Source organism: Acetomicrobium flavidum, from assembly GCF_900129645.1.
Taxonomy (GTDB): Bacteria; Synergistota; Synergistia; order Synergistales; family Acetomicrobiaceae; genus Acetomicrobium; species Acetomicrobium flavidum.
The window spans coordinates 700,250-715,061 of the sequence record NZ_FSQZ01000001.1; the positions used below are offsets into that span (position 1 = coordinate 700,250).

A 14,812-nucleotide genomic window follows, 5' to 3' on the forward strand; every position below is an offset into this window, starting at 1 on the left:
ATTCTCCTACTTGGCAAACTCGATTGCCCGAAGTTCCCTTATAACCGTGACCTTTATCTGGCCAGGGTATTTAAGGTCCTCTTCTATCTTTCGAGCAATATCGTATGCGATCTTATATATGCTCCCGTTATCTCCAGCCTCAGGAGATATCATGACACGCACTTCCCTTCCGGCCTGAATGGCGTATGCCTTCTCCACCCCTTCAAAGGATGACGCCAAATTTTCGAGCTTTTCGAGCCTCCTTATATATGCTTCAATGCTTTCGCGCCTGGCTCCCGGTCTGGAAGCGCTGATCGCATCGGCAGCCAACACTAAAACGGCGTAAGGGCTCTTGGGTTCTTCTTCTTCGTGATGGGCTGCAATGGCATTGACGATAACCTGCGGCTCGCCATAACGTTTCGCCAAGTCCGCACCAATCAAGGCGTGCGAACCCTCGACTTGGCAATCTATGGCTTTGCCTATATCATGCAACAACCCGGCTCTTTTTGCCAGCACCTCGTCAAGCCCGAGCTCGGCTGCCATTACACCGGCAAGGTGAGCAACCTCCAAGCTGTGCGCCAATGCATTTTGGCCGTAGCTTGATCTATAGGCAAGCCTCCCTAGGGTCTTTACTATCTCCGGGTGTACCCCTTCGACATTGACCTCAAGCAAGGCATTTTCGGCCGCCTCAAGCATATGTTCTTCGACTTCCCTGCTAACCTTTTCTACTATTTCCTCTATGCGCGCCGGATGGATCCTTCCGTCAAGTATCAACCTTTCAAGGGATATGCGAGCTATTTCTCGCCTTACGGGATCAAAACAGCTTAAGGTCACGGCTTCAGGCGTATCGTCCACGATCAAGTCCACTCCCGTCAGGCTTTCAAAGGCCCTGATGTTTCTCCCCTCTCGTCCTATTATCCTTCCCTTCATATCATCGGAAGGTAAAGTGACGACGCTGACCGTAACCTCGGAAGTATGATCGACGGCGCATCGCTGAATTGCCATCGTCACGATTTCCCTAGCTCGTTTGTCGGCTTCTCGCTTGAAACTCTCCTCCAATTCTTTCAACCTCAACCCGATTGCAGAGGAAGCTTCCTCTTCGACTTCCCTGAGCAAAACTTGCTTGGCTTCCTCCCTCGAAAGCCCGGCAACTTCCTCCAGCTTTGCAATTCGCTCCTGTAACAGCGCTTCTGCTGCTTGTCTTGTCCTTTCGGCCTCGGCAAGCTTAGCCTTCAACTCCTCTTCTTTCCTTGCCAGGTTTTCGAGCTTCCTGTCAAGGCTTTCCTCTCTCTGCTCGATCCTTCTTTCGGCCCGCTGAAGCTCATTGCGGCGCTCCTTGATCTCTCTTTCCAGTTCGTGACGGATCTTTAGAGCCTCTTCTCTAGCCTCAGCAAGCATCTCCCGCTTTTTCGTTTCTGCCTCTCTTTTTGCCTCTTCAAGTATCTGTTCGGCAATCTTTTTCGTGCTTAAAATCTTTTTTTCATCGTGAAATTTTCGAACGTAATAACCTACGGCAACGCCTGCAGCCGCGGTCAACGCGCTCGATATAAGCACAACAAATCCCATATAAGTATCACCCCTCATTCGATTGTCAAGGTACGAAATTATACCAATAACACTTTAAAATTGATCCTCAAATATTTATCTTGAAGTAGCGCTCTGGGCATTATTTTACAAAACATTTCATAATATCACAAGGCCGGGAAACGAATCCTGTATCCATAAAAATGCGTCGGGAAACACTTCCCGACGCATTAGGGCTACTTTGGCTTAACTTTACAAAGGCTGCAGAACTTACGTGGCTAATCCTCCCACTCTCCGCCACCTTTACCAACTCGACTGAAGCAAAAAGCTAATCCTCCTATCAGGACAACGGCCATGAATATCGTCGTTACGATCGAGGCAGTCGTCATCGTGCCTCCCTCCTTTTTGCTTTACTTATACTTATTAAGTCCTTCATCTTTCCATTTCATTCCCTGCAACACGAAGCTGGCAATCAATACGACGATCATCAATATCCATATAAAGTTAGACCAAGAACCGTACCCGCCATAAGGTTCCTTGAGGTCCTGCATGAAGCCGCCGTACACTGCCACAAAGATAAGGCCAACGGGCACTACAATCTTAATTAAAAAGTCCATCCAGGGGCCAACCTTGATATCGGAAGTTGCATTCACATGTTCGCGAAGTTTGTCGGCACCGAAGACCCATCCTACGACCAAAGAGGCGATGGCTCCCCCCAAAAGCAAAGTATAGAATGCAACGGTCCTATCCACAATGTCAAGCCAGTAAAGTCCTGCCTGTGTGCAGTAAAGAAGTCCAATGATGAATCCCACCAAGCATCCCCAAAACGTAACTTTCTTGCGATCCCACCCAAACTTATCCATGAGCGGGACCATGTATCCGGCATAAGCCAAAAAGTAGGCGGAGCTCAAACCGATCAGCCAGAACATCAAGAAAAATAGTACGCCAGTCAATCGATTCAATGTAGGCATCAAAGAAATGCCAACGGGATAGGTCACAAAGGCTAGACCAACGCCTGAAATGGTGACATCCTTAAGGGATACGCCAAGAGCCTGCATGATATAACCAACGGTGCTAAACACCGCAAACCCTGCCAAAAATGCAAAGCTACTATCGCATAGGGCCGTTATGATCGTATTGTTAGTAATGTCGCCTTTTTTTGCGATGAATCGACCGTAAGCATACATCCCGGCCATGCCAACGGAAAGCGAAAAGGCTATCTGGCTGAAGGCGGCAAACCACACGCCACCGCCCTTTAGGACCGACCAGTCGACATCAAGGTAGTAGTTAAGCCCATCCACCGCCCCGGGCAACGTCAAGCTCCTTACCAATATAGCCGCTATTAAAACCCACGCCAAAGACATTACCACCTCGGATACCTTCCCAATTATCTCGGCACCGCGATATATAACAAGATATATCACAATCCAAGTGAAGGCCAAGGCTCCGACGATGGGCCATTGCAGCCCTCCCAGGTGAGCTGGGCTCTCCGATAACCCTAAAACGGTCTTGAAGAAGTAATCTCCCGCCTGATGTGCGCCGGCTTCTCCTGCCCCCCAGGCAAGGGTCATCGAGCTGAACATGTAAATTAAAGTCCAAGCCATGATGACGCAGTAATAAGTGTCGATCAAAAAGGCCGATATGGTGGGAAACCATCCTACCCATTCCCACTTCCTGCCTATACTTTTAAAGACTCCAGGGGCTCCCTTTTGAAAATAATGTCCCATAGCGAACTCAGTAAGCAGCCATGGGATCCCAATAGCAAAAAGGCCTATTATATACGCCGCAAGGAATGCTGCCCCTCCATACTGATAACACATATAGGGAAATCGCCAAACGTTCCCTAGCCCAATGGCCGACCCTATGGCTGCAAAGATCATATGACGCCGTTTTAAAAACTTCTCTCTTCCAGCTTCCGGCATACTCATCTCCTCCTTCTTCTCAGGTATTTGATTTAATCCCTAAAAATTCACCCCTTCGAAGCTGCCTAGGCATATTGGCCTCTCTCACCTCCTCATCCACTTTAGCCAAAGAACTGGATATAACCCATAATCAACACTACAGCGATTATGAGCGGCAAAACGTAGGTCATGTAACCCCTTAGTCCCTCGGGAAACTTAGGTCCTATGCCGGTATTGGCCTCCCTTATGAAGTTGTCCCATCCCCATCCGTACTTTGAGGTGCAAAATAGCACGAATACCAAGGAACCAATGGGAAGCAAATTAAAGCTGACTATGAAGTCTTCAAGATCGAGGACTACCGTTCCGTTTCCAAAGGGATGAAATCCGCTCCATGGGCCAAACCCCAAGACGCAAGGCAGGGAAGCGATGAACATGATAATGATGCCAATGTAGGAGGCCTTCTTCCTGCTCCACTTCCACTCGTCCATGGCAAAGGCTACCAGATGCTCGAAGACGGCGATTACGGTAGTCAGAGCAGCAAAGAATATAAAGACGAAAAATAGCGTCCCCCATATCCTTCCTCCTGTCATCGAATTAAAAACGTTGGGAAGCGTAACAAATATCAATCCCGGGCCTGCACCAGCATCTACCCCAAAGGCAAAACAGGCCGGAAAGATCACCATGCCGGACATCAAGGCCACCAAAGTATCGAGGATAATTACGTAAACGGATTCTCCAGCAAGGGTCCTTTCCTTGCTGAGGTAGCTGCCAAATATCAACATGCTGCCTATGCCCAAACTCAACGTAAAGAATGCCTGGCTCATGGCGGCATATACTGCCTCCCAGCTCAACTTGGAAAAATCGGGCTTGAGGTAAAAGGCCAAGCCCTTTTCGGCTCCAGGCAAAGTCACCGACCGTACCATTAGCACTATCAGCAATAAAAAAAGTCCCGACATGAGTATCTTGGTTATTCGTTCGACACCTGTCTGTAGCCCTATTGAGCAAACCAAAAAGCCAATGATGACGACCAGGGCCATCCACATTGTCAATTCGGGAGTGTTTGATATAAACGAGCCAAAGAAGTTTCCAACCTCTTCCGGGGATAGCCTTGCAAGATGGCCCACTGCCGTATGATAGGTGTAGGCCAAACCCCAACCTGTCACCGTTGTATAAAACATCATCAAGACCATATTCCCTATAATCCCTAAGTAGCCATAAATATGCCACTTGGTGCCAGGGGGTTCCAAAACTAGCATTGCACCTGCCAAATTCCTCCTGCTCGCACGTCCCATGGCAAACTCGCACACCATGATCGGCAGGCCCATGATGGCCAAAAATATCAGATAAACTATGACAAAAGCAGCCCCGCCATAACGACCCGTGATGTATGGAAAACGCCAAACATTTCCTAGTCCAATTGCACAGCCTGCGGATACCAGTATAAAACCCAGTCTAGAAGCCAATTGCTCCCTCTCAGCCAATTGCAGTCACCTCCTTTTATTGTGCATATCATTTTATCGCATATAAGATATAAAGTAAATTGGGGTTAAAGGCCCAATAGGACCTAAAGGTAAAGCATATGAGATTTAAATAACAAATATTACACTACGCTGTAAGGGCGAGGGACAAGGCTTCACCTAAAGTTATGAGAAGTTTTCTTTTCAGTAGTGGATTTTTGGACAGCATGGGATCTGCGGAAACTAACTTTTGAGCCTCCACGCGTGCCTTTTGCAGCAATTCGACGTCTTTTACTAAATCTGCGACCTTAAAATCGGTAATGCCGTGCTGTCTGACGCCACAGAAAGCACCCGGCCCTCTTAGCTTTAGATCTTCTTCAGCTATGACGAAGCCATCGTTCGTGGAACAGAGCACTTTAAACCTTCTTTTGGCTTCAGGGGTGGGAGCTTCTCCCAATAAAAAGCAAAACCCCTTAATGCTTCCGCGACCAACCCTGCCTCGAAGCTGATGTAACTGCGAGAGGCCAAACCTATAAGCATCTTCAATTACAATTATGGATGCGCTTGGAACGTCAACTCCAACTTCTATCACGCTTGTTGCCACTAGCAAGTCCATTTCATGGCGCACAAATGCCTCGTAGGCCTCATATTTACCCGCAACGTCAAGGCGACCGTGCAGCAAGCCCACCTTGAAGCCGGAAAATTCCTCGCACAAGGATTCATAACGCTCCAGAACAGAGGTAGCATCCAAGGACTCACTTTCGTCTATCAAAGGGCATACCCAGTATGCCTGTTCACCCAAGGAAAGCCTATCTTTAATGAACTGGTAAAGATCATGTAATCTGCTCTTCCTTATCCACTGAGTTTTTATGGGGCTTCTGCCGGGAGGAAGCTCGTCAATCACCGATACCGAGAGGTCACCGTAAACGGTCAATGCCAAAGTTCTGGGTATGGGTGTGGCTGTCATCACGAGGACATGGGGGCATTTTCCTTTATCTGCCAAAGTTAGCCGTTGTAGCACACCAAAGCGATGTTGTTCATCTATGACAACCAAGCCTAACCTTTGAAATTCGACGCCCTCCTGAATAAGAGCGTGAGTACCTATAACTATGTTGGATTTTCCCATTTTGATATTATCATATGCTTTTTGTCTTTCTTGAGGCGTTAAGCTGCTGGTTAGCAAGGTCGCCTTAAGGTTAAGCTCATCAAGCCAAGCACTTATCTTGCTGTAATGTTGTTTGGCTAAGACCTCTGTAGGTACCATCAACGCTGATTGAAACCCTGCATCTGCGGAGGCAAGCATGGCCGCTACGGCAATTACCGTCTTGCCTGATCCGACGTCTCCCTGAAGTAGTCGGTTCATGGGCACGTCTTTAGTCACGTCATCTGCTATCTCTTGCAACACTTTCCTTTGGGCACCGGTAAGCTCGAAGTTCAAACATCTTTCGATAAAGTCCCTTTGAAGAGGCCCATGCCAGGAGAGCCTTGGCGCTTTGGCCTCATTTTTCAGCTGTGTTTTCTTTACGGCCAACCCAAGCTGCAACAAGAACAACTCATCGAAGGCAAGCCTTTTACGACACAGCTTCCAGCACCTTTCGTCATCGGGATAATGGTAACCAAGCAAGGCATCCTTTAGCGATGGCAAGCCGTTTCTTGCCAATATTTCGGGCGGCATAAATTCCTCGACGTAGGGCAAATATTCCATAAGTGCCTGCCTTACCAACAGTCTAAGCCACCTCTGGTTTAAACCCTCGGTAAGGGGATAAACTGGCACTATCTTGCCCACCTCCTCCGGAGAACCTTCGGCTTCCACGATTTCGAATTCAGGATTTATCACCTGTAACAAGCCGAAGCTCTTTCTTGCCTTGCCATACAGGGCCACCACAGTTCCAGGCAGGAGGATGTTTTCCAACCTTTTCCTGTTGAACCAAAGGGCCTGCGCTATTTGACTGCCATCCGTTATGGTGGCTATGGTCAACTCCAAATTGCGCTTTCTGGTGGTCCTTTTTTCCACACCGACGACTCGAACCAGGAGGGTCGCAAAGGTATCTGGTTCGATCGAACTCATGGGGGTTATATGCCTTCTGTCTTCATAGCGACGGGGAAATAAAAAAAGCAAGTCCTCTATGGTTTTGACGCCAAGTTTTATCAGAAGAGCAGCCCTTTTCGGTCCTACTCCCTTTAAAAATCTTATGCTTCTGTCAAGAACGTTTTCTTCAGGTGGATAAACTTTCTTCATCCTGGATTTCGGCCTCGATCATTTGAGCGTACTTATTTAAGGTTGACTTGAATTCGGCAATAAAGGAAACCTTCAGCTTTTTTAGCCTTTCGATCTCGATTTTATATTCCCTTAGACTTTGAGAGGCTTCCTCTAAGATCCTTTCGGCCTTGGCCCTCGCTTCAGCCACTATGGCCTCTGCCTCCCTTTTTGCAGCCTCTACCTTTTCGTCGGCGCTCTGTTGCGCCATAAGCAACGCTTCCTGAAGGGAATCCCTTAAATTTCTATAATCCTCGAGCTGTTTTTCAAGCTGATTAATCTTGCGTTCCTGCTCGCCCGACTTTTCGGCATAATAGTGTAGGCTCTCTGCAACTAAATCCAGGAAGTCGTCAACCTCGACAGGATCATAACCGCGCAAAGACCTCTTGAAATTTTTATTTATGACGTCAAGGGCTGATATTACTTCATTCATGATTGTGGGCCACTCCTTTTTCCTCTTCCCATAACTCTACCAAATTTCTGTCCGGCGTGGCTAAAAATACGGCTGGCGCTACTCTCATGACCACTCCCCTCATTGCATAAGCTACGCCGCATATGAAATCAAGGGCGCTCTGTCCCTCTCCCTTGTCGACGTTTCTTAAGTCTACTATTATTATTTGGCCGTTATGCAGGGCTTCTGCTAAATCTTCCCTTCGTTCCACGCATATTACGCCCCTACAAAACACCACAGCGGCTCGCTGGGGAGACGACTTGGATGTCTGACCTTCTTCGCCGTAAGGTTTTAAGTCATCATCACTCAACCATTCATCCCTTTGCCTTGAAATGCCAAGCAGTGCCAGGAGTCTTTCTAGCATCCCCATCTCCTCCGTAAGGTCTTGCTAATTTATCCTGGGACCAAATATGGCACGCCCTATGCGCACCATGGTGCTTCCTTCTTTTATGGCAATCTCAAAGTCATCGCTCATGCCCATGGACAATTCTGGAATATCTATTTCAAAATCCCTTTCAAGCGTCTCCTTTATGCGGCGCAGCATGGCAAACGAGGATCCTATGCGCTCTTCTTCGTCCGTCAAGGGGCCTATTCCCATCAGTCCAAGCAACTTCAGATGAGGGCAAAGATTTAAAATATGTTCCGTTAAACTATGCACCCTATCAGGGGGGATGCCGTACTTTGAGGCCTCACCTGAGATATTTACCTCGATGAGAACCGGCATGATATCATCGAATACAGTTAATCTTTCCTCTAAGACCGTCGCCAACTCCAGGTTGTCTACGCTTTGAATGACGTCAAAAATTTGTATCGCCTGCTTTGCCTTATTTCTCTGGAGATGACCTATCATATGCCAAGGGATATTCAACTCAGAAGGCCAATGCTCTTTCTTTGCCTTTGCTTCCTGTACCCTGTTTTCGCCAATTCCGTCAATATAACCGGTCTTTGCTGCTTGAACCATTGCCTCTACCGGTTGGCCCTTCGAGACTGCGATCAGCTTTATTCGATCAGGGTCTCTGCCCACGCTAGCAGCTACTTTGGCTATCCGCTCCTTAACCATTTCGATGTTTTTATGTATATCTGAAACTACCAAAGGAAGACCCTCCCCTCTCTGGCCCTGTCGCCATCGGATATGACAATTTCACCCGGGAGCAACCCCTCCTCGACGAAGAACATATTGCCCTCGACGGGCATTCCCTTTATTTCCCTAAAAGCCGCTAGGCCTTTAGATACTACATAAAGGCCCTGTTTTCCTCCTTTAAAAATAACGCTTTTTTCCGGAACCAACACCCCATGGACCTTTCTCTCGTACAGCTTAAAGCTTAATTTGCGATTGATAGTCACATGAGCCGGAAAATAAGGCGCCAATGCCACATTAACTCTGACCTTAAGTCCTACGGCCTCCTTAGTCAACACTTCTACCCTAAGGGGCATATCCAGCTCGTCAAGCCTAATCCATAAAACGTTTTTATTCAAATATTCCCTCACCCTTGGAGTCAAGTAAACGTAAAAGACGCAACGTAACACCTGCGGTAGGGGAACGATCTTTCCTATGGGCATGCCCGCCTGGACGTAACTTCCCTGAGGTATGGGTTTTGCCTTGACCTCCTTGGGCAAGTTGTCGTAATCCAGCCAAACTCGCGCGAAGTTCCATCTGCCTTCCTCTCCATCAAGGGCCGGAACTAAGTATCCGGCCCTTGAAGCCAAGATCGCCCTTCTGCCTGTGCCCTCTATGACAGCGATAGCCTCGCCTTTGGCCACTCTGGCCACCTTACCGCCATTGATGAACTTCAAGGTCCCACTGACAGGCGCCTTTATAACATCTTCGTCCCATAGAAGCCAACCTTCAAGGGGAAACTCATCTATGTGCAGAGCCGGCTTTGCCGTAACGACATCAGGATGCGTATAGTAATGATGGTTCTGCCAGGCCAAAAAGACAAATACGGCCAAAGACACTAAGACCAAGCACCATATTCCGTATGCAATTTGGGCCAGATTTTTCCTTTCCTTCATTATTTTAACGCATGTCTAATCGCATTTGCTGTAATCGCAACTCGTGCACCGCTCGCATCCCTCGACGTGAACCAAGGGGGCTCCGCAAACTGGACACATATCTCCTCCATCTTTTATTTCTATCGCCTTGCCTAAAGCCATTTCCAATCCCTTTGCTATCGCATCGGGCAAACTTAAGATCAAGGCATTTCCCTCGAGGAAAGGCGTGCTACCCCCTATACCCTTGAGTTGTTTTATTATTTCATCTACTGGAATACCGCTTCGCAAAGCTAAAGATATCAATCGCCCCAGGGCTTCCGTGTGTGCTTGCGTATCCTTGCCGGACTTCCCTAAAGTGGCAAAGACCTCAAAGGGTTGTCCGTCTATGAAGTTCAATGTGAGATAAAGGTTTCCGTAGCTTGTTCCGATTTTAACCGTCCTGCCCGAAAGCAAGGGGGGACGCTTTTTCGGCTTGACATATCCCTGTCCGATAACGTCCCTTTGTGGCTTGGTACCCACATAGAGCACCTGATCTTCCTTGCATCGGTCTCTGAATACAGTTATACCCTTGCACCCAAGCTCATAGGCGGACAAAAAGGCCTTTTTTACGTCCTCCACAGACGCTTCATGGGGCAAATTGATGGTCTTGCTGACGGCATTATCGGTGAACTCCTGAAAAGCCGCCTGCATCTTCACGTGCCATTCGGGTGCTATTTCATGTGCCGTAACGAAGACCTTTTTAAGGCCTTCGGGAAGATTTATGTCCTTGAGGGATCCCTTGCCCAAGATTTCCTCGATCAACGCTTCTGTATACAACCCCTCTTCTTTCAAGGCATCGAGCAAAATTTCGTTTACATAATCCAGATTGGCAGTTCCTTCAAAGGCCTTTCGCCTGTAGGCCAGGGCAAAGGCTGGCTCTATACCGCTAGAGGCATCGGCGACGAGAGAAATCGTCCCCGTCGGTGCGATTGTCGTAACTGTGGCATTTCTCATCAAAACTCCGCTTTCTTCCCATTTGCTTCCCTTCCATGCGGGGAATGGCCCCCTAATCCTTGCGAGATTAGAACTTTCCTCATATCCTATCTTATTTATAAAGGACATTACTTTGCGAGCAAGTTGCAACGCCTCCTCGCTGTCGTATGGTATGCGGACCTTAAATAACACGTCGGCCCATCCCATCACGCCCAAGCCTATCTTTCTTGTGGCCTTGGTCATCTCTGCAATTTCTTTTATGGGAAAGTGATTTACTTCGATTACATCATCAAGGAAACGCACGGCTACACGAACCGTCTCTTCCAACTTATCCCAATCGATTTCTCTTTTGGGCGAAACCATGTTAGATAAATTAATGCTTCCCAGGTTGCAGGACTCAAAAGGTAAAAGCGGCTGTTCGCCGCAGGGATTTGTGGCAGTGATATGCCCCAGGTTAGGGGTAGGATTTAGCTCATCTATCCTATCTAAGAACACCATTCCGGGGTCGCCTGTCCTCCAGGCCATCTCGCAAATCAAATCGAACAAATATCTTGCCTTAATGCTCTCGACAACCTCCCCAGTCCGCGGGTTCAGCAGTTGCCAATCTTCATCGTTTAAAACGGCATGCATGAATTTATGAGTTGCACCGATGGAGATGTTGAAGTTCTTCAGCTTTCCTTCTTCTATCTTTGCCTTGATAAACCTGATTACATCGGGATGGTCGGCATTAAGTATTCCCATGTTGGCCCCGCGCCTCATGCCGCCCTGTTTAACCACATCAGTCGTGTGATCAAAAAGCTCCATAAAGGATACCGGACCGGAAGCCACGCCCTTGGTGCTCCTCACTATATCGCCGTATGGACGAAGCGTGGAAAAGTTAAATCCCGTACCGCCACCGGATTTATGTACCAGGGCAGTATATTTGAGGGCATCGAATATCTCCTCCATGCTGTCGCCAATGGGCAGTACAAAGCACGCCGAAAGCTGCCCTGCAGGTGTGCCTGCATTCATCAGCGTGGGAGAGTTGGGCAAAAAGTCGAGCTGCGCCATGACTTCATAAAACCTCTCCGCCCAATATTCAGGCGATTGCTCGTCATCAAAGCGCTCTTCCGCCTTGGCAACAGCTCGAGCAACGCGCCACAGCATCTCCTCCGGCGTCTCTGTGGGGCTTCCCTTTTCGTCTTTCAACAAATATCTGCGCTCTAACACCCTTGTCGCGTTTTCAGAAAAGGAGGGCTTCACTTTTTCAGGCATTTCTCCATCACCTTTCCCGGGATGCATAAGTCAAGAATCCTGCTTACCCCTGGCAACACCAGAGAAGCTCCGGCTTCGATCAAGCTTTTTTCGTCGTAAAGCCCCGTGGTAACTCCTATGCCGCACACTTCGGCATTTTTTGCCGTCTGCATATCGATGACGGTATCTCCAACGTAAACGACCCGATCTTTGTCGACCCCCAAAATTCTAATCGCCTTTAAAATGATCTTCGGATCGGGCTTAGGGGTGTTTACGTCCTCAAGGCCCAGGATAACGTCGAAATACCCATCCAACCCCAGATGGGTTACGGCCTTTTTTGCGCTTCTCCTGTTTGAGGTTATACCCAATTTAAGCCCCCTATCCCTCAAGGCCTTCAACGTCTCGGATACCCCCGGAAAGAGCTTCATTCGTTCATATTCCAGAGGTCTGCATTTTTGCGAATATATTTCCAGCCACTCCGGCTTTGCATCCTTCCATAGCAGGGAAAGAGATTTGTCCATGGGAATGCCTATCGTGGCCAGCACTTCTTCGTAGCTGACCTTCCGCAACCCCATCATCTCGGCAAACCGGTTCATGGCATAAGCTATTGCATGGCTCGTATCGACCAATGTCATGTCAAAGTCGAATAAAATCGCATCAATTTCCATATCTAAGACACACCTCCGCCTAGGCTAAAAGTCATTCAGCCTTCCCGATTGAAGTTACATTAATACAAGACAGGGGCAATTTGCCCTCTGAGATCCTGTTCACGTTGTCCGCTATGAAGGCAGGTATTCCCCTCAACGCTTCGTCGTTAGTGCCGCCAATGTGAGGGGTAATGTAAACATTTGGCATGTTAAGAATGGGGTCATCGGGATCGGGAGGCTCTTTCCAGAGGACATCCAGCCCACATCCGGCAATATGGCCTTCCCTCAAAGCGCTTTCCAAGGCCTCCCTTTGTACTATGTTAGCCCGGGCCACGTTCACCAAAAAGGCATCTTTGTCCATGTTTTTGAAGAACTCGTGTCCGATCAATCCCTCGGTTTGAGGAGTAAGAGCCAAAGTGAGCACTACGAACCTGCATCCCTTAACGGCGGCGTTTACATCGTCCAATGTAAAAAATTGGTCTAACTTTAGCGCATCAAACTTGTCCTTCCACGACCTGTTGACCCCAACCAACGTTACGCCAAAGGGCTTTAGCCTGCTTGCAAGCGTAACTCCGACATTGCCCAACCCAACTATGCAGACGCGCTTTCGCCATAAAGTTAAACCCCTAGGAGAGAACACCTTGCCCTTTTTTAGATTCTCCTGCGACTTATTGTAACCTTTAGCTAAAAGCAGCATGTGCAAAATGGCCACCTCGGCGACTCCCTCGGCATTTCCCGTATTGCTAGAGGGGACGTTGCAGACAAAAACGCCCTTTGCTGAACAAGCTTCTATATCTATGCCCTCCACGCCCACTCCCCATTGACAGACCATCTTCAAATTGGGAGCAAAACTTAGCATCTCGGCAGTGAAGGGTTCTGTTCCCCTAACCAATACATCAGCCCACTCAAGCAACGAAACGTCTTCCGATATATTTGCATATTTGATCTCGTGGCCCATAAACAGCGGCTCTATTATCTCCCTCAATCGCTCGAAATTCCTGTTGGAAAACAACACCCTCATCCCCGTGCAACCTCCAAACGATCGGAAAACTTCTCAAAATCACCTCTGTCTATGAGGATCGAGCTATCCGGACTTTCCCACACCTGAACGTATTTCAAAGAACGCCTGCCATCGTCTATAACCGACATCATCTCATTCCATATCCAGAGGGCTATATATTCCGCCGAAGGACGTTTTATTATGTCGTTAAGGCAGGAGTGATCCAGCTTAGATAAAAGCTTATCTCGGATTAGCTCCTTTAATTCCACGAAATCCATCACCATGCCTTCTTCATCGGGAACGCCCTCTACAAAGATAGCAGCCCTGTATGTATGCCCATGTAATCTCTCGCATTTGCCGTGATAATCCGGCAAATAGTGAGCAGCATCAAAGCTAAACTCGCGCTTCAAAATCAATTAAATTCCCCCTTCTCCTCCCCTTTGCCCTCTTCGGGCTTTTTAAGGCCATCAATCAAGCTCATCTGCAAGGGGACGTCATCCTTATTTAATCCAAGCAGTTTTTTCATCATCATCGCATTTTGAACGGCATAATCTTTGTAGCAGTTATTGAACATCATGAATACCTTTTTCGGCAATTGCATGCTCAACGCGCGATCTTTCCACCAATTCAGTTCATCCACGTTATACTTATACCTGTACTTCTCATGAATCGAAGACCCCTTCCTCCAGCCCTCGGCATTTCTGCCATGAAACCTGACCACGGTCCCCCATGATGCAGTCAAATGCCAATTCATTGGCACGGTCCAACGGAGGCGAGGTTCATCGACGGCCACATAGGCCATATTTTCGTCCTCAAGCAACCCTAGAAATTTGCCTTTTGCGTCGTCATCGAACCAAGAGATATGCCTCACCTCTATCGCAATTGGATAGGACGGGAGCAGCTGGCGCAACCTTTTCATGTAGGTCAGCCACCTTTCGTCGAACCTTGTGCTCGGAGAAAATTGAAACAGGACGTAGCCAAGCCTTTGGGTCGACTTCAATATGGAGATCAAAAATTTGTATTCCTCAAACAGCCGTCCTCGTGACTTCCTGTCCAGGTCTTTCAACGTGACACGTCTCCTTGCCCCTTGAGACGTCATTCCGCTTAAATTACTCTTGCACCATGACGGCAGACTTTCTGCCGAAACGGCGTGATTGGTAAAAAGAGCGAACGCCTTAGCATTGAACAGAAAGTTAGGAGGCGTGGATGCTACCCAGGAATAAATTACCGATGGGCTCGGCAGGGCATAAAATAAGCTGTCCGCCTCAACAGTGTCAAAAAAGGTGGAGTAGTATCGCAATCTGTCCCTACCGCCGCGACATCCTTGAGGATACCAGTTGCTTGCTAAAAGGGACTTGTCAGCCCAGGAACATGTTCCTATGCGAAAATCTACATCCAT

13 protein-coding genes are annotated in these 14,812 nt (G+C 48.1%); all 13 read right to left on the reverse strand.

Features of this window, described 5'->3' with window-relative positions; translation table 11 throughout:
• Positions 1-6: 6 nt before the first annotated feature.
• Positions 7-1,545: a ribonuclease Y gene (gene rny / locus BUQ78_RS03575; protein ID WP_014806285.1), complete on the reverse strand. Its 1,539-nt coding sequence runs from the start codon at positions 1,543-1,545 to the stop codon at positions 7-9.
• 368 nt (positions 1,546-1,913) lie between these two features.
• Complete coding sequence (locus BUQ78_RS03580; protein ID WP_014806283.1) at positions 1,914-3,425, reverse strand: sodium-dependent transporter; 1,512 nt, start codon at positions 3,423-3,425, stop codon at positions 1,914-1,916.
• Positions 3,426-3,526: 101 nt separating this feature from the next.
• Positions 3,527-4,885 (reverse strand): sodium-dependent transporter, encoded by a 1,359-nt coding sequence (locus BUQ78_RS03585; RefSeq protein WP_014806282.1) that lies wholly within the window; start codon positions 4,883-4,885, stop codon positions 3,527-3,529.
• 124 nt (positions 4,886-5,009) lie between these two features.
• On the reverse strand, positions 5,010-7,100 hold the full coding sequence (gene recG / locus BUQ78_RS03590; RefSeq protein WP_074199294.1) for an ATP-dependent DNA helicase RecG: 2,091 nt from the start codon (positions 7,098-7,100) through the stop codon (positions 5,010-5,012).
• Complete coding sequence (locus BUQ78_RS03595; protein WP_014806280.1) at positions 7,078-7,551, reverse strand: DivIVA domain-containing protein; 474 nt, start codon at positions 7,549-7,551, stop codon at positions 7,078-7,080. Before BUQ78_RS03595 ends, recG begins: the two co-directional genes overlap by 23 nt.
• Positions 7,544-7,933, reverse strand: a complete 390-nt coding sequence (locus BUQ78_RS03600; protein ID WP_014806279.1) for a cell division protein SepF — start codon at positions 7,931-7,933, stop codon at positions 7,544-7,546. Before BUQ78_RS03600 ends, BUQ78_RS03595 begins: the two co-directional genes overlap by 8 nt.
• 24 nt (positions 7,934-7,957) lie before the next feature.
• Positions 7,958-8,662, reverse strand: coding sequence for a YggS family pyridoxal phosphate-dependent enzyme (locus BUQ78_RS03605; RefSeq protein WP_014806278.1), 705 nt, complete (start codon positions 8,660-8,662; stop codon positions 7,958-7,960).
• Complete coding sequence (locus BUQ78_RS03610) at positions 8,656-9,582, reverse strand: efflux RND transporter periplasmic adaptor subunit (RefSeq protein ID WP_074199295.1); 927 nt, start codon at positions 9,580-9,582, stop codon at positions 8,656-8,658. Before BUQ78_RS03610 ends, BUQ78_RS03605 begins: the two co-directional genes overlap by 7 nt.
• A 15-nt stretch (positions 9,583-9,597) precedes the next feature.
• A complete protein-coding gene (locus BUQ78_RS03615; protein ID WP_041459732.1) occupies positions 9,598-11,787 on the reverse strand; it encodes a vitamin B12-dependent ribonucleotide reductase in 2,190 nt (729 codons plus the stop codon).
• Positions 11,772-12,434, reverse strand: coding sequence for an HAD family hydrolase (locus tag BUQ78_RS03620; protein WP_014806275.1), 663 nt, complete (start codon positions 12,432-12,434; stop codon positions 11,772-11,774). The genes BUQ78_RS03615 and BUQ78_RS03620 overlap by 16 nt, the downstream gene beginning before the upstream one ends.
• Positions 12,435-12,465: 31 nt before the next feature.
• Entirely contained in the window at positions 12,466-13,434 is a 969-nt protein-coding gene (locus tag BUQ78_RS03625) for a 2-hydroxyacid dehydrogenase (protein WP_014806274.1), read from the reverse strand.
• Positions 13,431-13,829, reverse strand: a complete 399-nt coding sequence (gene queD, locus BUQ78_RS03630; protein ID WP_014806273.1) for a 6-carboxytetrahydropterin synthase QueD — start codon at positions 13,827-13,829, stop codon at positions 13,431-13,433. The genes BUQ78_RS03625 and queD overlap by 4 nt, the downstream gene beginning before the upstream one ends.
• Entirely contained in the window at positions 13,826-14,812 is a 987-nt protein-coding gene (locus tag BUQ78_RS03635) for a DUF72 domain-containing protein (protein WP_014806272.1), read from the reverse strand. Before BUQ78_RS03635 ends, queD begins: the two co-directional genes overlap by 4 nt.

Coding starts and splice junctions, on each gene's coding strand:
- BUQ78_RS03620 (WP_014806275.1), bottom strand. CDS start 12,434: ATGGAAATTGATGCGATTTTATTCGACTTTGACATGACATTGGTCGAT.
- BUQ78_RS03615 (WP_041459732.1), bottom strand. CDS start 11,787: ATGCCTGAAAAAGTGAAGCCCTCCTTTTCTGAAAACGCGACAAGGGTG.
- BUQ78_RS03610 (WP_074199295.1), bottom strand. CDS start 9,582: ATGAAGGAAAGGAAAAATCTGGCCCAAATTGCATACGGAATATGGTGC.
- rny (WP_014806285.1), bottom strand. CDS start 1,545: ATGGGATTTGTTGTGCTTATATCGAGCGCGTTGACCGCGGCTGCAGGC.
- BUQ78_RS03595 (WP_014806280.1), bottom strand. CDS start 7,551: ATGAATGAAGTAATATCAGCCCTTGACGTCATAAATAAAAATTTCAAG.
- BUQ78_RS03635 (WP_014806272.1), bottom strand. CDS start 14,812: ATGGATGTAGATTTTCGCATAGGAACATGTTCCTGGGCTGACAAGTCC.
- BUQ78_RS03580 (WP_014806283.1), bottom strand. CDS start 3,425: ATGCCGGAAGCTGGAAGAGAGAAGTTTTTAAAACGGCGTCATATGATC.
- BUQ78_RS03600 (WP_014806279.1), bottom strand. CDS start 7,933: ATGCTAGAAAGACTCCTGGCACTGCTTGGCATTTCAAGGCAAAGGGAT.
- BUQ78_RS03625 (WP_014806274.1), bottom strand. CDS start 13,434: ATGAGGGTGTTGTTTTCCAACAGGAATTTCGAGCGATTGAGGGAGATA.
- recG (WP_074199294.1), bottom strand. CDS start 7,100: ATGAAGAAAGTTTATCCACCTGAAGAAAACGTTCTTGACAGAAGCATA.